The sequence below is a fragment of the Flavobacterium sp. genome (assembly GCF_043720215.1).
Classification (GTDB): domain Bacteria; phylum Bacteroidota; class Bacteroidia; order Flavobacteriales; family Flavobacteriaceae; genus Flavobacterium.
In genome coordinates this window covers 1-23,434 of the sequence record NZ_JAYSSZ010000230.1, presented here as the reverse complement: position 1 = coordinate 23,434, position 23,434 = coordinate 1, and the positions used below count along the sequence as shown (strand labels likewise).

The following is a 23,434-nucleotide window of genomic DNA, read 5'->3' as shown; positions in this document are numbered from 1 at the left end:
TCAATATATCACATTTAGATCAGCATTAGCGATTATCATGTCATTGCTTATTTCGACTATTTTCGGAAAAAGAGTTATTGGTTATTTAAGTCGTTTGCAAGTTGGAGAAACTGTAAGAGAATTGGGTCTTGAAGGACAAACTCAAAAAGCAGGAACGCCAACAATGGGTGGATTAATTATTATATTTTCAACCTTACTTCCTGTTCTTTTATTGGCGAAATTGAATAATATCTACATTATATTGCTAATAATTACAACGCTTTGGATGGGTGCTATTGGATTTCTTGATGATTACATCAAAATTTTTAAAAAAGACAAGGCAGGATTAAAAGGAATTTTTAAAGTAATTGGTCAAGTAGTATTAGGAGTTATTGTTGGAGCTACATTGTATTTCCACCAAGACGTAACTATTCGTAAGGATATTACAAATAATACTATAGAAATAAACTCGACTCAAAGCACAATTAATTCAACTACGTTAGATGAAAAATCTACAGCTACAACGATTCCTTTTATAAAAAACAACGAATTCGATTATGCTGAATTATTGGCATGGACTGGTGATGGATACAAAGATTATGCATGGTTAATTTTTATCCCAATTGTTATTTTCATTATCACTGCTGTTTCAAATGGAGCCAATCTTACTGATGGAATTGATGGTTTGGCAGCTGGAACTTCCGCTATTTCAGTCATTGCCATTGGGGTTTTTACATTCGTTTCAGGGAATGTAATATTTTCAAATTATTTAAACATTATGTTTATTCCTAACTCAGGAGAAATGACAGTTTTTATTGCAGCATTTGTAGGTGCTTTAATTGGATTTTTATGGTACAATAGTTTTCCAGCTGCAGTTTTTATGGGCGATACAGGAAGTTTAACTATTGGTGGAATCATAGCAGTTCTAGCCATTGCGGTTCGAAAAGAAATGCTACTTATATTATTTTGTGGAATATTTTTCGCAGAAACATTCTCGGTTATTTTGCAAGTTTTCTACTTTAAATATACCAAAAAACGTTTTGGCGAAGGCCGAAGAATTTTCTTAATGTCGCCTTTACATCATCATTATCAAAAGAAAGGATATCACGAAAGCAAAATTGTAACACGTTTCTGGATTGTCGGAATTTTATTGGCTATTGTGTCAATAGTAACCTTAAAATTAAGATAATATGAGGTTAGTAATATTAGGCGGAGGAGAAAGTGGTGTCGGAACGGCGATTCTTGGTAAGAAAAAAGGATACGATGTCTTTGTTTCTGATTTTGGAAAAATTAAAAACAATTACAAAGAAGTCTTAATTCTTAATAAAATCAAGTTTGAAGACGAACAGCATTCAGAAGAATTAATTCTCAACGCCGATGTAGTGATGAAGAGTCCAGGAATACCTGACAAATCGCCCATTATTAAGAAGTTGAAAGAAAAAAACATTCCAGTTATTTCTGAAATTGAGTTTACAGCACAGTTTACTAATGCAACAACAATAGGGATCACGGGGAGCAATGGTAAAACAACAACAACAATGTTGGTTTACCATTTGTTAAAACAAGGTGGTCTAAATGTTGGTTTGGCAGGAAATATAGGCAAAAGTTTTGCTTGGCAAGTTTCAGAAGATGAATATGATGTTTATGTCCTAGAACTAAGTAGTTTTCAGCTTGATGGAATTGTAGATTACAAACCACATATTGCCATAATTACAAATATAAGTCCGGATCATTTAGATAGATATGATTATAAATATGAAAAATATATAGATGCAAAATTCAGAATCACAATGAATCAAACAGAAGAAGATTATTTGATTTATGATGCTGATGATGAAGCTATAAGTAACTGGCTAAAAAATAACAAAACAAGAGCAAAATTAGTTCCATTTTCATTAACAAAACAATTTGAATTTGGCGCTTACGAAGTAGAAAATAATATAAATATAAATACCAATAACGAACCATTTGTTATGCAAACATCACATCTATCACTCGAAGGAAAACACAACGTAAAGAACGCTTTGGCAGCTACCTCTGTAGCACAATTATTAAAAATCAGAAAAGCTACTATACGTGAGAGTTTAGCTGATTTTCAAGGTGTCGAGCATCGTTTGGAAAAAGTACTTAAAATTCAAAATGTGCAATACATAAATGATTCTAAAGCTACAAATGTAAATGCTACTTTTTATGCTTTAGACAGTATGACAACGCCAACAGTTTGGATTGTAGGTGGTGTAGACAAAGGGAATGATTACTCAGAATTGATAGAGTTAGTAAACAAAAATGTAAAATCTATTATTTGTCTCGGTGTAGATAACAAAAAAATAATAGACACATTTGGTGATATTGTAGATGAGTTAATTGAAGTAACTTCGATGACAGATGCAGTTCGTCATGCCTATAAAATGGCAGAAAAAGGAGATACAGTTCTACTATCACCAGCTTGTGCTAGTTTCGATTTATTCGAAAATTATGAAGACAGAGGAAGACAATTTAAACAAGCGGTTCAAAATTTATAACATAATAAGATTGTCACCCTGAGCGCAGACGAAGGGCGAATCAACAAATAACCGAATTAACAAAAAAATGAAAGAGCTATTACATAACTTAAAAGGAGATAAAGGCATCTGGTCATTCGTGGCTTTGCTTGCATTATTTTCATTTTTGCCAGTATATAGCGCCAGTAGTAATTTGGCATATTTAAAACACGGAACAGGAAATACATTAGTGTATTTATTAAAGCATTTTGTTCATCTTTTAATGGGATTTGTTATTATGTATCAAGTTCAAAAAGTGCCTTATCATTATTTTAGAAGTTTGTCTCGAGTTCTATTGCCGTTAGCTTGGGTATTGTTATTTTATACATTATTCAAAGGAACATTAATTGAAGGAGCTAATGCAAGTCGATGGATTCAAGTGCCATTTATCGGAATTACTTTCCAACCATCAGCATTTGCATCTATGTCATTGTTAATTTATGTAGCTAGGTATTTGTCTAAAACAGCAATCGAAGATATGACTTTTCAGAAGTCATTGTTAGAACTTTGGGCTCCAGTTTTCTTTACGTTGATGTTAATTTTACCTGCAAATTTTTCAACAGCGGCTTTAATATTTTCAATGGTTTTAATGTTGACCTTCATTGGGAAATATCCATTAAAAAACAGTGCGATTATTGTTGGAATTGGAATTCTGTCATTTGCGTTTTTTATACTAGTTGTTAAAGCTTTTCCTGATGCTTTTCCTAATCGTGTTGATACTTGGATGAGTCGTATAGATAATTTTACTTCAGACAAACCTGGTGAAGATGACTACCAAATCGAGAAAGCCAAAACGGCTATTGCAACAGGTGGAGTTTACGGATTAGGACCAGGAAAAAGTATTCAGAAGAACTTCTTACCACAATCTTCTTCTGATTTTATTTTTGCCATAATCATTGAAGAATTTGGGCTTCTTGGTGGCTTTGCAATCATGTTTTTATACATTATGTTATTTATCCGTTTTGTGATAGCTTCCTACAAAGCACCAACGTTGTTCGGTAAATTAATTGTGGCTGGACTCGGGTTTCCAATCATATTTCAAGCATTTATTAATATGGGAGTTGCTGTCGAATTATTGCCAACAACAGGACAAACCTTGCCAATGATCAGTAGCGGAGGAACATCGATCTGGATGACTTGTGCAGCCATTGGAATTATTATAAATGTGACCAAAAAAGAAGAAGAAATCACGCAAGAAAATATAGAGAAACAACAACGTGAGGAAGCTTTACAAAAATTAATAGACAAACAATTAGTAGAAGATTCTCAGGAAGAAAATTATTCTATCAAAGATAGTTCTGTTAATCCAATGAACGCAGTTTTGAATAAATAATTCGGGGTAGATATAAAAGATGAAACAATATAAATTCATATTAAGTGGTGGCGGAACTGGAGGACATATTTATCCTGCAATTGCCATTGCACATGAGTTAAAATCTCGTTTTCCTAATTGTAAAATCCTTTTTGTAGGAGCGGAAGACAAAATGGAAATGCAAAAAGTACCACAAGCGGGTTATGATATAAAAGGATTATGGATTGCAGGAATACAACGAAAACTGACTTTGCAAAATGCGATGTTTCCATTTAAGTTATTATCAAGTTTGGCTAAATCATTCCGAATATTAAAACAATTTAAACCAGATGTTGTCATAGGAACTGGCGGTTTTGCAAGTGGTGCTGTTTTGAAAGTGGCTTCAATGTTAGGGATTGCAACAGTGATTCAAGAGCAAAATTCGTATCCTGGAATTACCAATAAATTATTAAGTAAAAAAGCCAATAAAATTTGTGTCGCTTACGAAAATTTGGAACGATTTTTTCCAAAAGATAAAATGATACTGACTGGAAATCCTGTTCGTCAAGATTTAATTTCAGTAGATGGTAAACGAAATGAAGCTATTGATTATTTCAAATTAGATGCAAATAAAAAAACAATATTAATACTTGGCGGAAGCCTTGGAGCAAGAAGAATTAACCAGTTAATTGCAAAAGAAATCGATTGGTTAGTATCACTAAATGTTCAAATCATTTGGCAATGTGGCAAATTGTATTTTGATGAATACAAATATTTTTCAGACAAAGAAAATGTACAGGTTTTATCATTTATCGACAGAATGGATTTTGTGTATGCCGCTGCTGATATTGTAATTTCTCGTTCAGGTGCGTCATCAGTATCAGAATTAGCGATTGTAGGAAAGCCAGTCATTTTCATTCCATCGCCTAATGTTTCAGAAGACCATCAAACCAAAAATGCACAAGCTATTGTCGACAAACATGGTGCAATTTTGCTAAAAGAAGCACAACTAGACTCCGAATTTAATTTAGTTTTTGAAGCTTTATTAAAAGATAAAGGAAAACAAGAAGATTTAAGTAAAAATATAAAATCATTGGCTTTGCCAAATGCAACAAAAGATATAGTTGACGAAATTGTTAAATTGATAAAATGAACCTAAACCAAATACATAACGTCTATTTCATCGGAATCGGAGGCATCGGAATGAGTGCTTTGGCTCGTTATTTTAAATTTATTGGAAAAAATGTATCTGGTTACGACAAAACACCATCGACATTAACATCGGAGTTAATAGAAAGTGGAATTGCCATTCATTTTGAAGATAATATCGATTTGATTCCGAACGATTATTTTGTAGAAAACACATTAGTAATTATCACGCCAGCAGTTCCTGCACATCATTCAGAATGGAATTTCTTTCTTGAAAGAGAATATGTTGTTAAAAAACGCGCTGAAGTTTTAGGAATAATTACCAAAGACACTTTTTGCCTTGCCGTTGCTGGAACACACGGGAAAACTACAACTTCCAGCATCTTAGGGCATATTTTATACGAAAGTGGTGCCGATGTGACAGCTTTTATTGGCGGAATTGTCGAAAATTATAACTCAAATCTAATCGGTTCTGGAAAAACTGTAACGGTTGTCGAAGCTGACGAATTTGATCGTTCGTTCTTGCATTTATACCCAAATATTGCTTGCGTCACTTCGATGGATGCCGATCATTTAGATATTTACGGTGATGATGCTTCCATCAAAGCATCGTTCAAAGAATTTGCTGATAAAGTAGAAAATAAAAATAATCTTTTTGTGATAAATGGTTTGCCGTTAGAAGGTATAACTGTCGGAGCAAACGATGATTCAAAATTCGTTGCACATAATATTAGAATTGAAAACGGCTGGTATGTTTTTGATGTTAAAACACCAACCGAAAATATAAAAGATTTGAAATTCGGATTACCCGGAAAACACAATCTTACAAACGCGTTGCTTGCTTTGGCAATGGCTCGAAATTTCGGAACCCCAACCGAATCTATTGCTAAAGCATTGGCAACATTCAAAGGTGTTAAACGTCGTTTTTCTTTCCAAATTAGGAAACCAGAATTTGTTTATATTGATGATTATGCGCACCATCCAACGGAAATAAATGCGGTGCATCAAGCTGTTCGTGAGTTGTATCCTAATCAGAAAGTGTTGGCAGTTTTTCAGCCACATTTGTTTAGTAGAACCAAAGATTTTGCCGATGATTTTGCCAAAAGTTTATCTCAATTTGATGAAGTTTTGTTGTTAGACATTTATCCAGCAAGAGAATTACCTATGGAAGGCGTTACTTCAGAATGGTTGTTAAATAAAATTGAAAATAAAAACAAGAAATTAGTTCAAAAAAGTGAATTAATTCCGTTATTAAAAAATTCAGATGCTACAGTAATTGTTACTATTGGCGCTGGAGATATTGGAGAAATGGTTGTAAAGATTAAAAAAGAATTAGATGCGAAATAATTTAATTTTAAATATTCAATTAATTGCAATTTTAGGATTGGTGGTTTTTTTGTATTCATTTACTTCAAAAAGAAACGAACACAGAAAAATATCGAAGCCAACTATTGAATTTTTAGATTCTGAAAGCCCGTTTGTAACGCACGAAATGGTTAATAACTTGTTGATAGATAATTTTGGAGGCACTTTCAGTATCCAAAAAGATAGGGTAGATTTGAAGAATATTGAGCGAACCATCAATAAACACAACCTAATCGAAAATTCTGAGGTTTTTTTGAGTGTCGATGGAAAGCTACAAACTGTTATAAAACAAAAGACACCAATCGCTAGAGTTTTTAACGGTAATAAGTCCTTTTACATTGATTATAAAGGAGGTAAGATGCCTCTTTCAAGCAATTTTTCGGCAAGAGTTCCACTTGTTTATGGCGATTTAAATAATCGTTATAGCAAGGATTGTGTCCAACTTTTGCGAACTATTTATGACGATGATTTTTTAAAAAAAAACATCATCGGAGTAAAGATTTTGCCTGATGGTAGCGTTATTATGAAGAATAGAAATTATAGTTATGATATAGTTTTCGGAAGAACCATTTATATGGAAAGAAAATTTAACAACTATAAAGCGTTTTTTCAAAAAGCAGTACAAGATACTTTGATAAATTCTTACGAAAAGATTAATCTAAAGTTTACAAAACAGGTTGTTTGTACTAAATAATTATGGGTATGGAAAGAGAAAATATAGCAGTAGGACTAGATATAGGCACAACAAAAATTGTGGCTATGATAGGTAAGAAAAATGAGTACGGAAAGCTAGAAATTTTAGGTGTAGGAAAGTCTAAAAGCCTTGGTGTGGCTAGAGGTGTTGTAAATAATATAACACAAACTATACAATCTATACAGGAAGCAATAAGTTTAGCAGAAGCAGATTCGGGTTATAAAATAAAAGATGTAGTAGTTGGAATTGCGGGGCAACACATTCGTAGTATTCAGCACAGCGATTATATTTCTAGACTTAATGCAGAGGAAGTCATTAGCGAACATGATATTGATGTTTTAATCAATCAGGTTCAAAAACTAGCGATGTTGCCTGGTGAGGAAATTATTCATGTTTTGCCACAAGAATTCAAAATTGATGGACAATCTGAAATAAAAGAGCCAATCGGAATGTACGGTGGAAGACTAGAAAGTAGTTTTCATGTAGTTGTTGGACAAGCATCATCGATTAGAAATGTGGGACGTTGCATAAAAAGCTCAGGGTTAGATTTGTCAGGATTAACGTTAGAGCCATTAGCTTCGGCAGATGCAGTTTTAAGTCAAGAAGAAAAAGAAGCAGGTGTTGCTTTAATTGATATTGGTGGTGGTACAACCGATTTAGCTATTTTCAAAGACGGAATTATTCGTCATACAGCAGTTGTGCCTTTTGGAGGAAATGTAATTACTGAGGATATTAAAGAAGGTTGTTCGATTATCGAAAAACAAGCTGAATTATTAAAAACAAAATTTGGTTCTGCTTGGCCAGGAGAAAATAAAGACAACGAAATTGTTTCTATTCCAGGTTTGCGAGGAAGAGATCCAAAAGAAATTTCGTTAAAAAACTTGTCCAAAATAATTCATGCACGTGTTGTAGAAATTATTGAGCAGGTTTATTCAGAGATTAAAATATATGGTCATGAAGATCCACGTAAAAAATTAATCGCAGGAATTGTACTAACTGGTGGTGGTTCACAACTGAAACACATCAAACAATTAGTTGAATATATTACCGGAATGGATACTCGAATAGGATATCCTAACGAGCATTTAGCAGGAAACTCTAATGAAGAAATTTCAAGTCCGTTGTATGCAACTGCAGTTGGATTGGTAATGAATAGTATTCGTAATAACACCGTAAGTGCTGTGCCACAGGATAATTTTGTTCCTGAGCCAGTACTCATTCAGAAACCAACAATTTCTGAGCAAGAAGAAATTCAGCAAGAGCTCGAAAAAATAGAGGAAGAAGCAAAAACTGAATCAAAATCAACAGAAAAAATGATTCGTAAGTCATTTTTTGATAAGTATATAGATAAAATTAAAGATTTTTTAGACAACGCCGAGTAATCGAAATTGTTAATATAATATAAAGCATAAATAAAAACCAATAGTATGGAAAGCAACTCAGAATTTGGAAGTATTTCATTTGATTTACCAAAAAACCAATCAAATGTTATCAAAGTAATAGGAGTAGGCGGAGGCGGAAGCAACGCAATCAATCACATGTTCAAACAAGGGATAAAAGGCGTAGACTTTATCGTTTGTAATACCGATTCACAAGCCTTGGATAACAGTCCAGTGCCTAACAAAATTCAATTGGGCGTAAACCTAACTGAAGGAATGGGAGCTGGAGCAAATCCTGATGTAGGTCAGCAATCTGCGCTAGAAAGCATCGAGGATATCGAAAAAATGTTAGATTCTAACACAAAAATGATATTTATCACAGCTGGTATGGGTGGTGGAACAGGAACTGGTGCTGCGCCAGTCATTGCGCAATTAGCTAGAGAAAGAGATATTCTTACAGTTGGAATAGTTACAATTCCATTTCAATTTGAAGGAAATTCACGCATTGAACAAGCTTTAATAGGTGTCGAAAAACTAAGAAAACAAGTCGATTCTCTTATTGTTATAAACAATAATAAGTTAAGAGAAGTGTACGGAAATTTAGGTTACAAAACAGGATTCTCTAAAGCTGACGAAGTTTTAGCAACAGCATCACGCGGAATTGCTGAAGTAATTACACATCATTACACACAAAATATTGATTTAAAAGATGCTAAAACCGTATTGTCAAATTCAGGAACGGCTATAATGGGTTCTGCTACTGCCGAAGGTGAAAACAGAGCTAAAGAAGCAATTGTTTCAGCACTAGACTCGCCACTTTTAAATGATAATAAAATCACTGGAGCCAAAAACGTATTGTTGCTTATCGTTTCTGGAACTAACGAAATTACTATTGATGAAATTGGGGAAATAAACGATTATATTCAAACTGAAGCGGGTCACAATGCCAATATTATTATGGGTGTTGGTGAAGAAGAAGAACTTGGAGACAAAATAGCAGTAACTATTATTGCTACTGGTTTTTGCGTAGAACAACAAAACGGAATTGTAAATACAGAGCCTAAAAAAATAATTCATGCACTAGAAGACGATCAGAAAATTGTTCGCAATCTAACACAAAAGTACGAAGCACAAGGATTCGATTTTTCATCAAATGCATTTTCACAAGAAACAAAAAGTAACGAAACTCCAGTTGCTGAAGAAAAAATAGTATTTTCTTTAGATGAAGAACTTCCAGATATGGTTGAACCATTTTTTACAATGGATTTAGTGCCAACAACGGAGTTAATCAAGAATCTTGACGTCACTTTTGAAGTAGTTTCTTCAAAAAATATCGATGTCAATGATTTCTATTTTACGGCACCAGAAGTAAAAGAAATTGAAGTAATCGATCCGCAATTTGTAATAGCAGAACAAGAACAAATAGCATTTACATTCGACTTACCGATACAAAAAGCGTCAGAAATCGTCAATACCGATAGATTAATATTCGATTTAACAAACGAAATCAGAGATATCAAAGTAAATGAGGCAGTAGAATTTGTGCCAATGACTGAAGTAACTCAAAACGGAGTAATCAAGCATTCGCTCGAAGAATATATGGAAATTGAAAACCAATTATTCGAAGCCAAAAAAGCAGAAGTAATTGTTGAGAAAATGCCAGAGGAATTGAATATTACAATGTCTCAAGTAGATATTACGCCACAATATGCAACTCAAAATTATACAAACGAAATTTCTCCGTTAGAAATGTCTATTGAAGAATCGTTAAAAATGAGAGCCGAAGAACGTCGTCGTAAAATGAAAGAATTCAATTACAAGTTTCATAACAACGCATCAAAAGTAGATGAGTTCGAAAAAGAACCAGCATACAAACGTATGGGAATCGATATAACGAACAATTCTATAGACAATAGCAGATCGCGCATGTCATTAGGAACCGATAGCAATGACGATGTTCAGCTGCGATCAAACAATTCGTTCCTTCACGACAACGTCGATTAACTAACTCAAACCAAACCCTGATAGCCCGAAAGTCTTATGATTTCCGGGTTATTTTTTGTCATTACTAACCGCAGAATAATCTATTTTTTTTACTAAATTTGCCGAGCCTAATCCTGCTGTACATTACAAGCTTTTTTCGCAAAATGCTTTTTTCTACAAACCAGAAAGAGCTTCCGTTGGTCGCTTTTCTGCTTCAAGAAAAAATGCATTTTCTCTCAAAAAGGCTTTCCATTTCCATCAGGGGCAAAAAATATTAGATTTCAGATTTTATAAAATCTAAAATCTAAAATCAACAATCTAAAATCTAAAATAAAGATGAGTTTATCAACACAAATCATGGACGAAATGAAAACAGCAATGCGTGCAAAAGACACCGTTGCACTCGAAGCACTTCGCGCCATCAAATCGGAAATATTACTAGCCCAAACTGCAACAGGAAGTAAAGAAGAAATCACTGAAGCAGACGAAATCAAGATATTGCAAAAATTGGTTAAAATGCGTAAAGACAGTTACGAGATTTTTACAACTCAAAACCGTCCAGATCTTGCAGAACCAGAAATGGCACAAATAGCAGTAATCGAAAAATTCTTACCAGCACAATTATCAGAAGCAGAAGTAGAAACTATCATTGCAAAAATTATTGCAGAAACTGGCGCGTCAGGAATAGCAGCAATGGGGAAAGTAATGGGATTAGCATCAGCACAAATAGGTGGTCAAGCTGAAGGAAAAACCATTTCTAGCATTGTTAAGAAACTATTAGTGTAAATAGTTGCAAATTTTAAATTACGAATTACGATTTTTATAATTCGTAATTTGAAATTCATAATTAAAACATAGGCTGCGTAGTTCAACTGGATAGAATATCAGATTTCGGCTCTGATGGTTGCAGGTTCGAACCCTGCCGCGGTCACATATTTTTTGCTTTAGAGTAAAAACAGCAATAACTATTTATGATAATTATTTTACTAATTTTATTTATTCCTGCTGTAGCTCTTTTTATTGCTTTTCTATACACAGTAGCAGAAGATAATTATGGTTTGTTATTCAACAAACCTTTTTATGTTCATTTTTACCCAAAAGTAAAGTCGTTATCTGTTAATCAATCTTTTGTTTTAAGAAAACAATTTCACTATTACAACACGCTTTCTGATAATAAAAAAAGGTATTTCGAACATCGTGTGGCTACATTTATAAACAAATATAAATTCATTGGAAAAGAAGAATTTCTAATCACAGATGAAGTGAAAATTTTAATAGCCTCAACATCAGTAATGCTAACTTTTGGAATGCGAAACTATTTGTATTCTAATATTGATAAGATAATAGTTTATCCAGAACAATATTATTCTACAATTAATGAAGTGTATCACAAAGGAGAATTCAATCCAAGAATGAGAACAATTGTGTTTTCTTGGCAAGATTTTAAAGCAGGCTTCGAAATTACTAATGATAATTTAAACTTAGGGATTCACGAATTCACACATGTTTTGCATCTTCACGGGTTAAAGAGTGATGATGCTAGTGCTATAATTTTTTCAAGAATGCATAACCAAATTCAGAAAGAAGTTAATCATCCTGTAAATAAAGAAAAACTAATCAGTTCAGCATATTTTAGGATATATGCCTATACCAATCGATTTGAGTTTTTAGCAGTCATTCTGGAGCATTATTTTGAATCACCTGAAATCTTTAAACAGGAATTCCCACAACTCTATAGTAATGTTAGTAAAATGCTAAATCACAAACATTAAAAACCGGTCATTGTCTTCAAATCGGCAATAGTCTGTGTAGGATTTTCAGCTTTAAAAACAAAATTTCCTGCAACTAATACATTTGCACCAGCATCAACTAATTGTTTTGCATTTTTGCTGGTTACACCACCGTCAATTTCTATTAGTGTTGAAGCTCCTTTTCTATTGATTAATTCTTTTAGTTTCTTAACCTTATCGTAAGTGTTTTCTATAAATGATTGTCCGCCAAATCCCGGGTTCACACTCATGATGCAAACCATATCGATATCATTGATTACATTTTCGAGTAAATCGATATTGGTGTGCGGGTTTAGTGCAACACCAGCTTTCATTCCTTCGGCTTTGATAGCTTGAAGTGTTCTATGTAAATGGGTACATGCTTCGTAATGTATCGTTAGGATATTTGCTCCTAAATCAGCAAAAGTTTTTATGTATCTGTCAGGGTCTACAATCATTAAGTGTACGTCTATAGTTTTTTTTGCGTGTTTGTTAATCGCTTCTAGAACTGGCATTCCAAAGGAAATATTGGGTACAAAAACACCATCCATAATATCAATATGAAACCAGTCGGCTTCAGAGTTATTTATCATTTCGATGTCGCGTTGCAAATTGGCGAAATCGGCTGCTAGGACTGATGGGGCAATAAGTGTGTTGTTCATTGTGTTGTAGTTGTGTGTTTTAAATTTCGAAATTCGTAGTTCAATATTTTTGCAAAGATACAATTTTTTGAAGTTTGAATAACGAACGAGGAATAACGAATGTTGAAGTTTTTATAAAAAACAAAACTCCGGTAATCAGCCGGAGTTTCAATCATCAATCAAAAAACGAACAGTTAATCAAACTGTTAGTCATCGGTTTTAGGATTATCCTAAATACGTTTTCAAGATTTTACTTCTTGAAGTATGTTTTAATCTACGAATTGCTTTTTCTTTTATTTGACGAACACGCTCACGAGTAAGGTCGAAAGTTTCTCCAATTTCTTCTAATGTCATTGGATGTTGGTCTGCAAGACCAAAATACAAACGAACCACATCAGCCTCACGAGGTGTTAATGTTTCTAGTGAACGTTCAATTTCGGTACGTAAAGATTCGATAATTAATTCTCTATCAGGATTTGGAGATTCTCCAGAACGTAAAACGTCATAAAGGTTAGAATCTTCTCCTTCTACAAGTGGTGCATCCATTGATAAGTGACGTCCTGAGTTTTTCATGCTCTCTTTTACGTCATTTACAGTCATGTCTAGTTCTTTTGCAATTTCTTCAGCAGAAGGTGGGCGTTCGTTAGATTGCTCTAATAAAGCATACATTTTGTTGATTTTATTGATAGAACCAATTTTGTTTAAAGGCAAACGAACGATACGAGATTGTTCAGCCAATGCTTGAAGAATGGATTGGCGAATCCACCAAACAGCATATGAAATAAATTTGAATCCACGAGTTTCATCAAAACGTTGTGCAGCTTTTATTAAGCCTAAATTTCCTTCATTAATTAAATCAGGAAGTGTAAGTCCTTGGTTTTGGTATTGTTTTGCTACCGAAACTACGAAACGCAAGTTGGCTTTTGTTAATTTTTCTAACGCAGCTTGGTCTCCCGCCTTTATTCTTTGAGCTAATTCTACCTCTTCGTCGGCAGTAATCAAATCTACTTTTCCAATTTCTTGCAAATACTTGTCTAACGATGCAGTTTCACGATTGGTAACCTGCTTGGTAATTTTTAGCTGTCTCATAGTAGGTTGTACCCAAAATTTGTATGTGTACAAATAGTTATACGTAATGAGTTTGTAAAAAGTTACAAAAAAGATAAAATATTTATTTTACTTCAATCATTTCTGATGTAAACACGGGAATTCCACTATCAGAAAAACCTTCTAATATTATTTCAAATTCGCCAGTTACATCAGATGTGAAAAAAGATATTATTTGTTCTTTATCATTTAATTTAACTTCAGGGTGCCATAATAACTGGTGTCTATAATCTGGAATTCTACTTAAGTTGTTGTTTGCAGAATAATTGGGCTGAAAATATTCTTTTCTACTAAGAGGTCTTATTATTTCAGGTTTTATTATAAAATCACCATTTAGGTTACTTTCGTAATCATAGTTTTTTGTTGTGAATGCGATGAGTCCGTTAAATAATTTCGAACCAAAATAATATCCACCTTTTATACTGTTTATTTTATAAATATTATCAGCTTTATGCTGAAAAAGTTCATTTATATCCTGTATTAGAAGACCATCAACTAGTACTAATGCAGGAATTTGTAATTCTCTATTCACATCATAATCGTATAGATGCAATGTGTAATTGTCATCAGTTGTTTTATAATACATTCCGTCAACAATTTCTATAATAGTTTCTTTTAGTGTAGGAAATCTTTTGTAATCATCAAGGATATACTCTTTGGATGATGAATCGTAAAACTCTTTTGTATCAGAGATAGAGGCTAAGCTATCTTTTTTAAGATTGTAATAAGCGTTTTCTATTTGACTCGCAATTGCTTTTTCTTCAATAAGTTTTTTTAATTCAGAATTTAAATGCAAATCATTAAATGTTAGTGAAGAGTAATTGGGAGATTTAGCGTTATTAATTTCAATTTTATAATTTTCTTTATCAGTATCAATAATTTGAATAATTATGTTAGCGCTTGGATAAGCGTTTTCTAAATTAAATATATATTCACCGTTTTTATTTGTTTTGGTAATTTCAAAAGCATAATTTTTTCCAGGTATTGAAAGAGAAATGTTTTTGTTTTCGATATTATTTTCACTTGATTTTGATACAATCTTTCCTGAGATAATTTCTCCTCGAAATTCAGGAATTATTAGATTTTCATTACTAAAATCACTATTAGCACTTTTCGGACTTTTAGAGCTAATGAATTTTTTTGGGTTTAACTTATTTTTTGATGAAAATTCATCTATTTTTCTTACAGATATTGAGAAATTTCCCTTGATTTTTTTCTCGCCTTGTAGTTTTATTTTTATGTCAATTTTTTCTCTAGTTGAATTAATTTTTTTATTTACTTCGATTGATACGTTGTCGTCAATACTTTTTTCTGAAGTAATTTTTTTCTGATAAACATCCTTTTCTAGTAATATATTCCCTTGATTTTTTATATTAACTTGATAAGGGTTTATGATGGATATATCGACATTGAAATAGTCAGGATTAGATTTGTTTAGCATCCAACAGGTATAACCGATCAATTTATAATTTCCAGTTTCTAATGTTGTAGGTATAAAAAAATCGCCGTTTCCGACTCCGTTTTCTAAAAATATTTTTTGTGTAAATATGACTTTTTTAGTATTATCTATAAGTTCTACGTAAGCAATTTTACTAAAAATAGAAATAGAGTTAGAGGTGTTATTTAGACAGAATATTTTGTATAACAAAGTCTCCCCTGTTAAAAAAGTATTGGTATTCGTATTAATGAATATTGATTCATTAATTTTCTTATCAAAAGCAATTAATTCAGAAATCGAATTCTTGCTTTGGGCAAAAATGACTTGCTGATAACCTAATAATAAAGCTATTATGAGTATGTGTTTTAGTCTATCCAAAATGTTGGTCTTATATTGTTAGAAAATGATGTGCAATCACCACATGGGTATGGGTAAACTTCGTGATCAAGATCAGATACGGAATAAAGAACAATTTGATTATTATTTAATCCATCTATTAATTCAGTTCCTTGGCAAGAAAAGTCAAATGGATTAAAACAAAATTTCTTAAAATTTTTCGCTAGATTGTTTTGATCAATTTCACAGTCAAATGGATATTTTGGGAAAGCTTCTCCTGGAAAAACATCATGATAGTTGAAAAATATTCTTTTTTCTGAATAGGAAGAAACATCGAAAAAACCAACCACTTTTTCGTTTGGATTTGTATCAGATTTCATATTTCCTAAAAGAAAACCAGGTTGATTTTGAGATAGAATACTTTCTGAGCTGGAAATGGTTTTTAGCGTTTTGTAGAAAGTATATGATTGTAAATTTTGATCATATTGTTTTACCCAAATACTGTATCTATTAGCAATAATATAGTCTTGACTGCTAATAAAGCGGACTGGATAGTTAACGCGATCTTCGGATAATGAACTTGTGTTAGTTAGAATAATATTTTGAGATTTTTTGGTTGTATAACATATTTTCGTTTCTCTCCCCCATGGGTTATTAACTATATACCCGCCAGTAAACGCGCCATATTGGTCATAAGTGTAAACGCCATTTGCTTTATTAGGTGACCATTTAGGAGCTTCTATTTTATTTGTCTCTTCGTATTCAAATCTATAATATTTTGATGTGTTAGTTGGGTCAAAGCTATTAACTAGAATTTGCACTCCACGAACACCTTCTCTAATTGTGATTGAAGGGGTAATGCTTTGTATTGGATTTACTGTTGTTAGTTTTTCATTAGATGAACTATATGATTTACCATCACTAGTTGTAATATGTAATTGATAATTTCTGTTGGCTACTGCTTGGAATTCTGAAACAGAAAAATATTTGCCGTTAATCTCTTCAAAATCGTATTGATTTCCTAAATTATCTTTTACATAAACAATGGCTCCAGTTTCAAACTTGGGGCCATTATCTTCAAAACGATAAGTTCTTGAGAGTTTTATTTCTTGTTTTTTTAATTCGTTTGTTATTGTAGCTTCAACAACAATTGCGTCTTCAAATGCATTTGTTTGAAGTGCATAAGGTTCTGTGCAACTAGCTATTGATAAAATGAATAGAGTTAAAAAAAATGAGGTTAAAAATATTTTTTTCATAACTAATTAAAATTTAAAATTATAAGTTATTGTTGGTACTGGAATTCCAAAAATAGATGTTTTATATGCTTTCACTTGTCCTTCTTTAGTTACAAAATAGATAGAATAGGGATTGTTTCTTCCTAAAAGATTATAAACAGAAATATTCCAGAAACTATGTGCTAGTTTTTTCAGTTTGTGATTTCCTTCAATATTTACACCAACATCTAATCTATAATAATCTGGGATTCTGAATTTATTTCGATCACTATATAAAGTGTATTCTGCATTACCGTAGTTGTATTTTCCAATAGGATAGGTTATGGGTCTTCCAGTTTGATATATAAAATTAGCAGAAAAACTATAACGTTGTGTAAATTTATAATTTAAAACAGCACTAAAATCATGTGGTTTATCAAAATTTGCTGCAAAATACTCCCCATTGTTTACTTTTTCGTCATTAAACGGACTGTCTAATTTTATAAATGCTCTAGAATAGGTGTATCCTAACCATCCATTTAGGCGGCCTTCTGATTTTTTTACTAGAAACTCTACTCCGTATGATTTTCCCTCTCCTTTCAACAACTCAGTTTCTAAATTTTCATTAAGAAGTAAATTTGCACCTACTTTATAATCAAGAATGTTTTTAGATTTTTTATAATATCCTTCTAGACTTAATTCTAAATCTTCATAATTAAGGTTTTTAAATAACCCTAATGATAATTGTTGTCCGCTTTGTGGTTTAACATTTAAGTCGGATAATTTCCAGGTATCAGTGGGTGATTGTGTCGTATTACTTGATAATAAATGTACATATTGGAAAGTTTTGTCATAACCAGCTTTAATAGAAAAATCTTCATTAAACATGTATCTTAAAGCTAATCTTGGTTCAAAACCACTCGATGTGTTAATTATTTTATTGTTACCAAATTCTTTCTCTTCTATAACAGTTGCTTCACTTAATGGAAGTCCTTCTTGATAAATTTTTTGTGTCGATTTTCCTAATGCCATAAAAATAGAATATCTAACACCAAAATCTAGTAATATTTTTTTTGTAATCTTATAATTATCTGAAATAAATCCAGCAGATTCTAAGCCTTTTTCATTATCAATATTAATAGGAAGTAGCAATGATTTTGAATCCTTTGGATTTAATGTTCCTGGATTTATATTATATAATTTACTTGAAATGCCATAAGTAAATTTGTGTTTCTCATTTTTTAGATAATTAAATTTTAAAACTGCCTGTGATTCATTTATTTTAAATCCAAAATCGAAAGCATTCAAATTATTCGAATCATAATCGATACCAAATTTATATTGACTATTTGTAATATTTAACTCGCCTTTGTTTTTCTCATTAAAAGCATGTTTCCATTTTAAAGACATAAGCCTGTTGCTGTATTTGTATAAAGAATCAGATGATATGCTATATGCATCTTTACTATAATATAAAGTGGTTTCTATCGAGTTGTTTTTGTTTACTTTATGATTGTATTTTGCAAATAAGTCGTAAAAAGAAGCCTCACTATTCTTTAGTTTTTCATCTTTTAAACTTCTTAAAATCCATCCAGAATATGTAGCTCTTCCTCCAATAAGAATACTGGCTTTGTCTTTTATAATAGGTGTAGATACTGTGATATTGCTGGTTACGGGACCTATGCCACCTTCTCCAGCAAATTTTTCAAAATTTCCGTTTTTTGATGTTATGTCAAAAACTGACGAAAGTCTTCCTCCAAATTCAGAAGGAATTCCCCCTTTATAAATATCTACTTTACTTACGGTATATGGGTTTATTGCTGAAAAGAAACCGAAAAAGTGTGCAGGATTATATATAGTCCCATTATCTAGAAGAATTAGATTTTGATCTTCTTTCCCTCCTCTGACATTAAATCCAGCGGAGCCTTCTCCAGCAGTTTTTATTCCAGGAATTGTCAATGCAACTTTTAGGACATCTCTTTCACCTAAAACTAAGGGTATGTTTTTTATTCCCTCTGCGTCTATAGTTGTAACTCCAGTGATTGCGGCTCGTATGTTTTGTTTTCTTTTCCCTTTTACAATGACTTCATTAAGTTGATTTATTTTTTCAGAAATTGTGATATTAAGTTTTCCATTGCTATAAACCATTATTTTTCTTATCGCTTTTTTGTGGTTTAGTGATTCAGTTTCAATGATATTCATTCCAGACGGAAGTTGTAATGTATAATAACCATCTTTATCAGTGCTAGAACTCGCATTTGCTTTTCTTACAATAACTGTGACGTCTGACAAAGCTTCACCATTTTTATTATTCTTTATATATCCTGAAAGAGTATATAACTCTGATTCTAAATTTACAGATTCTTTACCAACTAAGGTAATAGTTTCTGCGTTTTTTGTATCAATATTATTTATTGAATCATATTGTTGAAAAAAAACTGGTTTTCCTGATTTTAGTTTAATACTTGAGTTAGCAGAATTGGTCCCAAAATAATTATCAGCTAATTTGTCATAGATGACACTGTTTTTTGTTAATATGACTTTATTGTTATTTATAAAAAAATTAATGGTTGTGTCTTCAAAAACTAAAATTAAGATTTCGTTTATTGTTTTATTTTTAAAGTTTCCAGAGATTAAAATATTATCCTCAAGCCAATCTTCTTGAAAATAAAATTTATAGTTTGAAACAGATTCAATTTTATTAATAACTGATATTTTGTTGATGTTGCTATATTCAATATCTATTAAATCATTATCATTTTGCGAAAATAGTAACTGATTAAAAAGTATTAATAAAATTGTTATTAAAAGTTTTTGCATTATTTACTTTGGGTTTGTTATAATAGAATTATTAATATATGTTATCAAATTCTCCATAAATTTTATTTCATTTTCTTTTTTCAAATTTCTATTAAGTAAATAGAAATCATCTATTTCTTTCTTTATACTTGGGAAAAGCTTTATAATTTCTTTTTTTTGATTTATTTTAATGTACTTATTGTCTTTCAAGATTAAAAAAGAGTTTTTATAAAAGTATTCTATAAACGCTCCGTTGTCTTTAAGTAATTCTTTTTTTTCTTTATAATGTTTTATATAAAAGATAAAATATTTGCCTATTAAATTTTCTTCATAATAACCGTCTAAAAACTCAGTAGGTAATTGGTTGTTTAAATTGATGAATTTCTTTTTATTTAATATAAAATATTTCACACTTTCTTTAATAAGGTTTATATTTATATAATTAGATTCTTCGGATGGGTTTAAAATTAATTCGTCTTCGTAAATATCATATTTCATATTTACTTTAAAATAATCTTGATTGTCATAATTTAAAGTGCCAATTGTAAAATCATTTGAAGTAAAATAGCGATTTTGATTATTCAATGTTCTATCATAATTTTTATGTAGCACACCATTATTTAGGGCTAGATTTTCTTTACCAATTGTTTCGTCAAACCAATTATACACTGATTCGTTATTGTTATCTTGTGCGAGTACAATATTTACAGCACTAAAGAAAAATAAAATTATTAATAATAGGCGAATTGATATTTTACTATATATCATGAATTGATTTTTTGTAAATTAATTGGATTTCAAAAATACAAAAAAATCTTACAATTCAACTTATCTAAGACAATTTAGCTTTAAACAAAAATCCCGTTTCAAAACTGAAACGGGATTTCCTATAAATAAACCTTTAGTAAACTATAAGATCTGATTACTCTTTTACTACCTCACGTGGAGGTCTTGGCATCAAGGCTTTTCTAGATACTTTCTCTTTACGAGTTTTAGGATCTAAACCTAAATATTTCACCATAAATACATCACCCATGTTTACCACATCAGTAACATTTTCTGTTCTTTCCCAAGCTAATTCAGATACGTGTAATAAAACTTCGTTTCCAGGAACTGCAGTATATTCAACCACAGCACCAAAATCTAACATTTTAATTACTTTCACTTCATAAGCTTCTCCCATTTGTGGTTTGAAAGTAATTGACTCAATTTTAGCCAATACCGCTTCAATTCCAGCAGGATCTGTTCCTAAAATTTCAACAACTCCCATTTCGTCAACTTCATTAATTACGATAGTTGTTCCCGTAGCTTTTTGTAATTCTTGAATCACTTTTCCACCAGGTCCAATTAACGCACCAATAAAGTTACCAGGAATAGTTCTCATGATAATTTTTGGAGCATATACTTTAACGTCAGCTTTAGGTGTTGCAAGCGTTTCAGTAAGAATGTTAAGAATATGTAAACGACCATCTCTAGCTTGTGCTAAAGCCGCTTCCATAATTTCATATTTCAATCCGTCAATTTTAATGTCCATTTGACAAGCGGTAATTCCTTCTGAAGTTCCAGTTACTTTGAAATCCATATCTCCTAAATGATCTTCATCACCTAAAATATCAGATAAAACAGCAAAACGTTCTCCGTCTGTAATTAATCCCATCGCAATTCCAGAAACTGGACGAATCATTTGAATACCTGCATCCATTAATGCTAATGTTCCAGCACAAACTGTAGCCATTGAAGACGAACCATTAGATTCTAATACTTCAGAAACGACACGAATTGTATAAGGACAATCAGCAGGAATCATGTTTTTCAATGCTCTTTGTGCTAAGTTTCCGTGACCAACTTCTCTTCTTGAAGTTCCTCTTAACGGACGAGCTTCTCCTGTTGAAAATGGTGGAAAATTATAGTGTAAATAGAATTTTTCTTCTCCTTGTTCAGATGGTGAATCAATTTGGTTCGCTTCTCTAGAAGTTCCTAAAGTTGCAGTTGCCAAAGCTTGAGTTTCTCCACGTGTAAACAATGCAGAACCGTGAACCGATGGTAAATAATCTACTTCACACCAGATGTCTCTGATTTCCGTAGTTTTTCTTCCGTCTAAACGTGTTCCTAAATCTAAAGTTACATTACGAACTGCTTCTTTGTTGACTTTTTTGAAATATTTAGAAACTAAATCTCCGTTTTCTGTCAATTCTTCTTCAGTAAATAATGCTTTTACTTCTTCTTTTACTTCGTCAAATGCAGCTGAACGTTCGTGTTTAGCCGAACCTTTACTAGCAATTGCGTAAATTTTATCGTAAGATGCTGCTTTTACTTTTTCGTAAATAGCTTCATCTTCTCTTTCTCCTTCGTAAGTACGAACTTCTTTTTTTCCAAAGGCTGCAGCCAATCTTTCTTGAGCAGTAATTTGTACTTTAATATGTTCGTGTGCAAATTTAATTGCTTCTAACATTTCTGCTTCTGAAATTTCTTTCATTTCTCCTTCTACCATGGCGATAGAATCAGTTGAAGCTCCAATCATCATATCAATATCTGATAATTCTAATTGCGCACGAGATGGGTTGATGATGAATTTTCCATCAATTCTTCCAACTCTAGCTTCAGAAATTAAAGTTTCAAAAGGAATGTCAGATAAGGCAAGTGCTGCCGAAGCGGCTAATCCTGCTAATGCATCTGGCATCACTTCTTCGTCATGAGACATTAACTGAATCATAACTTGAACTTCTGCATGGTAATCTGATGGGAAAAGTGGACGTAAAACACGGTCAACTAATCTCATTGTTAATACTTCGTTGTCACTTGGACGCGCTTCTCTTTTGAAGAAACCACCTGGAAAACGACCTGCTGCAGCAAATTTTTCACGATAATCTACCGTTAACGGTAAAAAGTCGATACCTGGACTTGCTTTTCTTGATGATACTACTGTTCCTAAGATTACAGTTTTACCAATTCTTACTACTACAGAACCGTCAGCTTGTTTCGCTAAACGACCTGTCTCGATTGTGATGTTTCTTCCATCACCTAAATCGATGCTTTCTACAAATAATTGTGGAATCATAATTTTTCCTTTTTTAAGTTTAACACGGGTTCTAGTTGTGTTGTTGTTGCGTAGTTATTGCCTAAAACCCAATGAAAAACTAACTTTTTTCTAAAAGACAATTAGATAAAAGACAATTAGATAAAAGACGGATAGATAAAAGATGATTTTTTTCAAAAATCTAAAATCTTCACTCTAAAATCTAAAATAAAAAAAGAGGCACTTTCGCACCTCTTTACTATTGATTATTTTCTAATACCCAATTCTTTGATAATCTCACGGTATCTGTTAATCTCTTTTTTCTTCAAGTAGTCTAGTAAAGATCTTCTTTTACCTACTAAAAGTACTAATGAACGTTCAGTGTTATAATCGTGACGATTTTTTTTCAAGTGCTCAGTAAGGTGCGAAATTCTAAATGTGAATAAAGCAATTTGTGCTTCTGATTTACCTGTGTTTGTTTTTTCTCCGTGTTTAGCGAAGATTTCTTCTTTAATCTCTTTAGTTAAATACATTCCAATATTTGTTTAATGATTTTTATGTATGAATTCCGTTTCTCGGATTCGAGTGCAAAAGTACACTTTATTTTTGAAGTACCAATATTTTTGTTTACTATTTAGTCCACCCTTAAAAACACATCAACATATTGATTGTTAATAACTTGTGATTAATTACTGCTTAAAAAGGCACTGTTAAATCGCCAAAAAGTGTATATT

General features: G+C 32.0%; 18 protein-coding genes and 1 tRNA gene. 11 read left to right on the top strand and 8 right to left on the bottom strand.

The window, feature by feature from the left end:
• From mraY to ACHZC3_RS10375, 11 genes are all read left to right on the top strand, one after another.
• Positions 1–1,168, top strand: a 1,168-nt coding sequence (gene mraY, locus ACHZC3_RS10425) for a phospho-N-acetylmuramoyl-pentapeptide-transferase (protein WP_394759802.1), incomplete at its 5' end; no start/stop codon positions are given.
• Between the two features lies 1 nt (position 1,169).
• Positions 1,170–2,501 carry a UDP-N-acetylmuramoyl-L-alanine--D-glutamate ligase gene (gene murD / locus ACHZC3_RS10420; protein ID WP_394759801.1) on the top strand — a complete coding sequence of 444 codons (1,332 nt, stop codon included), beginning with the start codon at positions 1,170–1,172 and terminating at the stop codon, positions 2,499–2,501.
• Between the two features lie 67 nt (positions 2,502–2,568).
• Positions 2,569–3,852 carry an FtsW/RodA/SpoVE family cell cycle protein gene (locus tag ACHZC3_RS10415; RefSeq protein WP_394759800.1) on the top strand — a complete coding sequence of 428 codons (1,284 nt, stop codon included), beginning with the start codon at positions 2,569–2,571 and terminating at the stop codon, positions 3,850–3,852.
• Between the two features lie 19 nt (positions 3,853–3,871).
• Positions 3,872–4,963, top strand: a complete 1,092-nt coding sequence (murG, locus tag ACHZC3_RS10410; RefSeq protein ID WP_394759799.1) for an undecaprenyldiphospho-muramoylpentapeptide beta-N-acetylglucosaminyltransferase — start codon at positions 3,872–3,874, stop codon at positions 4,961–4,963.
• Positions 4,960–6,306 carry a UDP-N-acetylmuramate--L-alanine ligase gene (gene murC, locus ACHZC3_RS10405; protein WP_394759798.1) on the top strand — a complete coding sequence of 449 codons (1,347 nt, stop codon included), beginning with the start codon at positions 4,960–4,962 and terminating at the stop codon, positions 6,304–6,306. Before murG ends, murC begins: the two co-directional genes overlap by 4 nt.
• Complete coding sequence (locus ACHZC3_RS10400; protein ID WP_394759797.1) at positions 6,296–7,018, top strand: cell division protein FtsQ/DivIB; 723 nt, start codon at positions 6,296–6,298, stop codon at positions 7,016–7,018. The genes murC and ACHZC3_RS10400 overlap by 11 nt, the downstream gene beginning before the upstream one ends.
• Before the next feature lie 8 nt (positions 7,019–7,026).
• On the top strand, positions 7,027–8,400 hold the full coding sequence (gene ftsA, locus ACHZC3_RS10395) for a cell division protein FtsA (protein WP_394759796.1): 1,374 nt from the start codon (positions 7,027–7,029) through the stop codon (positions 8,398–8,400).
• A gap of 45 nt (positions 8,401–8,445) precedes the next feature.
• The gene (gene ftsZ, locus ACHZC3_RS10390; RefSeq protein ID WP_394759795.1) at positions 8,446–10,401 is read left to right on the top strand and encodes a cell division protein FtsZ; all 1,956 of its coding nucleotides are present in this window, start codon (positions 8,446–8,448) and stop codon (positions 10,399–10,401) included.
• 315 nt (positions 10,402–10,716) lie between these two features.
• Complete coding sequence (locus ACHZC3_RS10385; RefSeq protein WP_394759794.1) at positions 10,717–11,166, top strand: GatB/YqeY domain-containing protein; 450 nt, start codon at positions 10,717–10,719, stop codon at positions 11,164–11,166.
• A gap of 71 nt (positions 11,167–11,237) precedes the next feature.
• Positions 11,238–11,311: transfer RNA gene (locus ACHZC3_RS10380), tRNA-Arg, on the top strand.
• A 40-nt stretch (positions 11,312–11,351) separates the two neighbouring features.
• A complete protein-coding gene (locus ACHZC3_RS10375; RefSeq protein WP_394759793.1) occupies positions 11,352–12,152 on the top strand; it encodes a zinc-dependent peptidase in 801 nt (266 codons plus the stop codon).
• Here ACHZC3_RS10375 and rpe read toward each other — a convergent pair.
• From rpe to rpsO, 8 genes are all read right to left on the bottom strand, one after another.
• Complete coding sequence (gene rpe, locus ACHZC3_RS10370) at positions 12,149–12,811, bottom strand: ribulose-phosphate 3-epimerase (RefSeq protein WP_394759792.1); 663 nt, start codon at positions 12,809–12,811, stop codon at positions 12,149–12,151. The genes ACHZC3_RS10375 and rpe overlap by 4 nt on opposite strands.
• A gap of 204 nt (positions 12,812–13,015) precedes the next feature.
• Positions 13,016–13,879: an RNA polymerase sigma factor RpoD/SigA gene (locus ACHZC3_RS10365; protein WP_091473528.1), complete on the bottom strand. Its 864-nt coding sequence runs from the start codon at positions 13,877–13,879 to the stop codon at positions 13,016–13,018.
• A gap of 82 nt (positions 13,880–13,961) precedes the next feature.
• Complete coding sequence (locus tag ACHZC3_RS10360) at positions 13,962–15,713, bottom strand: hypothetical protein (protein ID WP_394759791.1); 1,752 nt, start codon at positions 15,711–15,713, stop codon at positions 13,962–13,964.
• Positions 15,701–16,927, bottom strand: a complete 1,227-nt coding sequence (locus ACHZC3_RS10355; RefSeq protein WP_394759790.1) for a DUF4249 domain-containing protein — start codon at positions 16,925–16,927, stop codon at positions 15,701–15,703. Before ACHZC3_RS10355 ends, ACHZC3_RS10360 begins: the two co-directional genes overlap by 13 nt.
• Positions 16,928–16,933: 6 nt before the next feature.
• Positions 16,934–19,705, bottom strand: coding sequence for a carboxypeptidase-like regulatory domain-containing protein (locus ACHZC3_RS10350; protein ID WP_394759789.1), 2,772 nt, complete (start codon positions 19,703–19,705; stop codon positions 16,934–16,936).
• A 3-nt stretch (positions 19,706–19,708) separates the two neighbouring features.
• A complete protein-coding gene (locus tag ACHZC3_RS10345) occupies positions 19,709–20,452 on the bottom strand; it encodes a hypothetical protein (RefSeq protein WP_394759788.1) in 744 nt (247 codons plus the stop codon).
• A gap of 154 nt (positions 20,453–20,606) precedes the next feature.
• Positions 20,607–22,742 carry a polyribonucleotide nucleotidyltransferase gene (locus ACHZC3_RS10340; protein WP_394759787.1) on the bottom strand — a complete coding sequence of 712 codons (2,136 nt, stop codon included), beginning with the start codon at positions 22,740–22,742 and terminating at the stop codon, positions 20,607–20,609.
• 224 nt (positions 22,743–22,966) lie between these two features.
• Positions 22,967–23,233 carry a 30S ribosomal protein S15 gene (rpsO, locus tag ACHZC3_RS10335; RefSeq protein WP_091473515.1) on the bottom strand — a complete coding sequence of 89 codons (267 nt, stop codon included), beginning with the start codon at positions 23,231–23,233 and terminating at the stop codon, positions 22,967–22,969.
• Positions 23,234–23,434 lie beyond the last annotated feature (201 nt).

Bases quoted from the DNA above. Each gene is read 5' to 3' on its own strand.
- murD (WP_394759801.1), top strand. From the start codon at position 1,170: ATGAGGTTAGTAATATTAGGCGGAGGAGAAAGTGGTGTCGGAACGGCG.
- ACHZC3_RS10415 (WP_394759800.1), top strand. From the start codon at position 2,569: ATGAAAGAGCTATTACATAACTTAAAAGGAGATAAAGGCATCTGGTCA.
- murG (WP_394759799.1), top strand. From the start codon at position 3,872: ATGAAACAATATAAATTCATATTAAGTGGTGGCGGAACTGGAGGACAT.
- murC (WP_394759798.1), top strand. From the start codon at position 4,960: ATGAACCTAAACCAAATACATAACGTCTATTTCATCGGAATCGGAGGC.
- ACHZC3_RS10400 (WP_394759797.1), top strand. From the start codon at position 6,296: ATGCGAAATAATTTAATTTTAAATATTCAATTAATTGCAATTTTAGGA.
- ftsA (WP_394759796.1), top strand. From the start codon at position 7,027: ATGGAAAGAGAAAATATAGCAGTAGGACTAGATATAGGCACAACAAAA.
- ftsZ (WP_394759795.1), top strand. From the start codon at position 8,446: ATGGAAAGCAACTCAGAATTTGGAAGTATTTCATTTGATTTACCAAAA.
- ACHZC3_RS10385 (WP_394759794.1), top strand. From the start codon at position 10,717: ATGAGTTTATCAACACAAATCATGGACGAAATGAAAACAGCAATGCGT.
- ACHZC3_RS10375 (WP_394759793.1), top strand. From the start codon at position 11,352: ATGATAATTATTTTACTAATTTTATTTATTCCTGCTGTAGCTCTTTTT.
- rpe (WP_394759792.1), bottom strand. From the start codon at position 12,811: ATGAACAACACACTTATTGCCCCATCAGTCCTAGCAGCCGATTTCGCC.
- ACHZC3_RS10365 (WP_091473528.1), bottom strand. From the start codon at position 13,879: ATGAGACAGCTAAAAATTACCAAGCAGGTTACCAATCGTGAAACTGCA.
- ACHZC3_RS10355 (WP_394759790.1), bottom strand. From the start codon at position 16,927: ATGAAAAAAATATTTTTAACCTCATTTTTTTTAACTCTATTCATTTTA.
- ACHZC3_RS10350 (WP_394759789.1), bottom strand. From the start codon at position 19,705: ATGCAAAAACTTTTAATAACAATTTTATTAATACTTTTTAATCAGTTA.
- ACHZC3_RS10345 (WP_394759788.1), bottom strand. From the start codon at position 20,452: ATGATATATAGTAAAATATCAATTCGCCTATTATTAATAATTTTATTT.
- ACHZC3_RS10340 (WP_394759787.1), bottom strand. From the start codon at position 22,742: ATGATTCCACAATTATTTGTAGAAAGCATCGATTTAGGTGATGGAAGA.
- rpsO (WP_091473515.1), bottom strand. From the start codon at position 23,233: ATGTATTTAACTAAAGAGATTAAAGAAGAAATCTTCGCTAAACACGGA.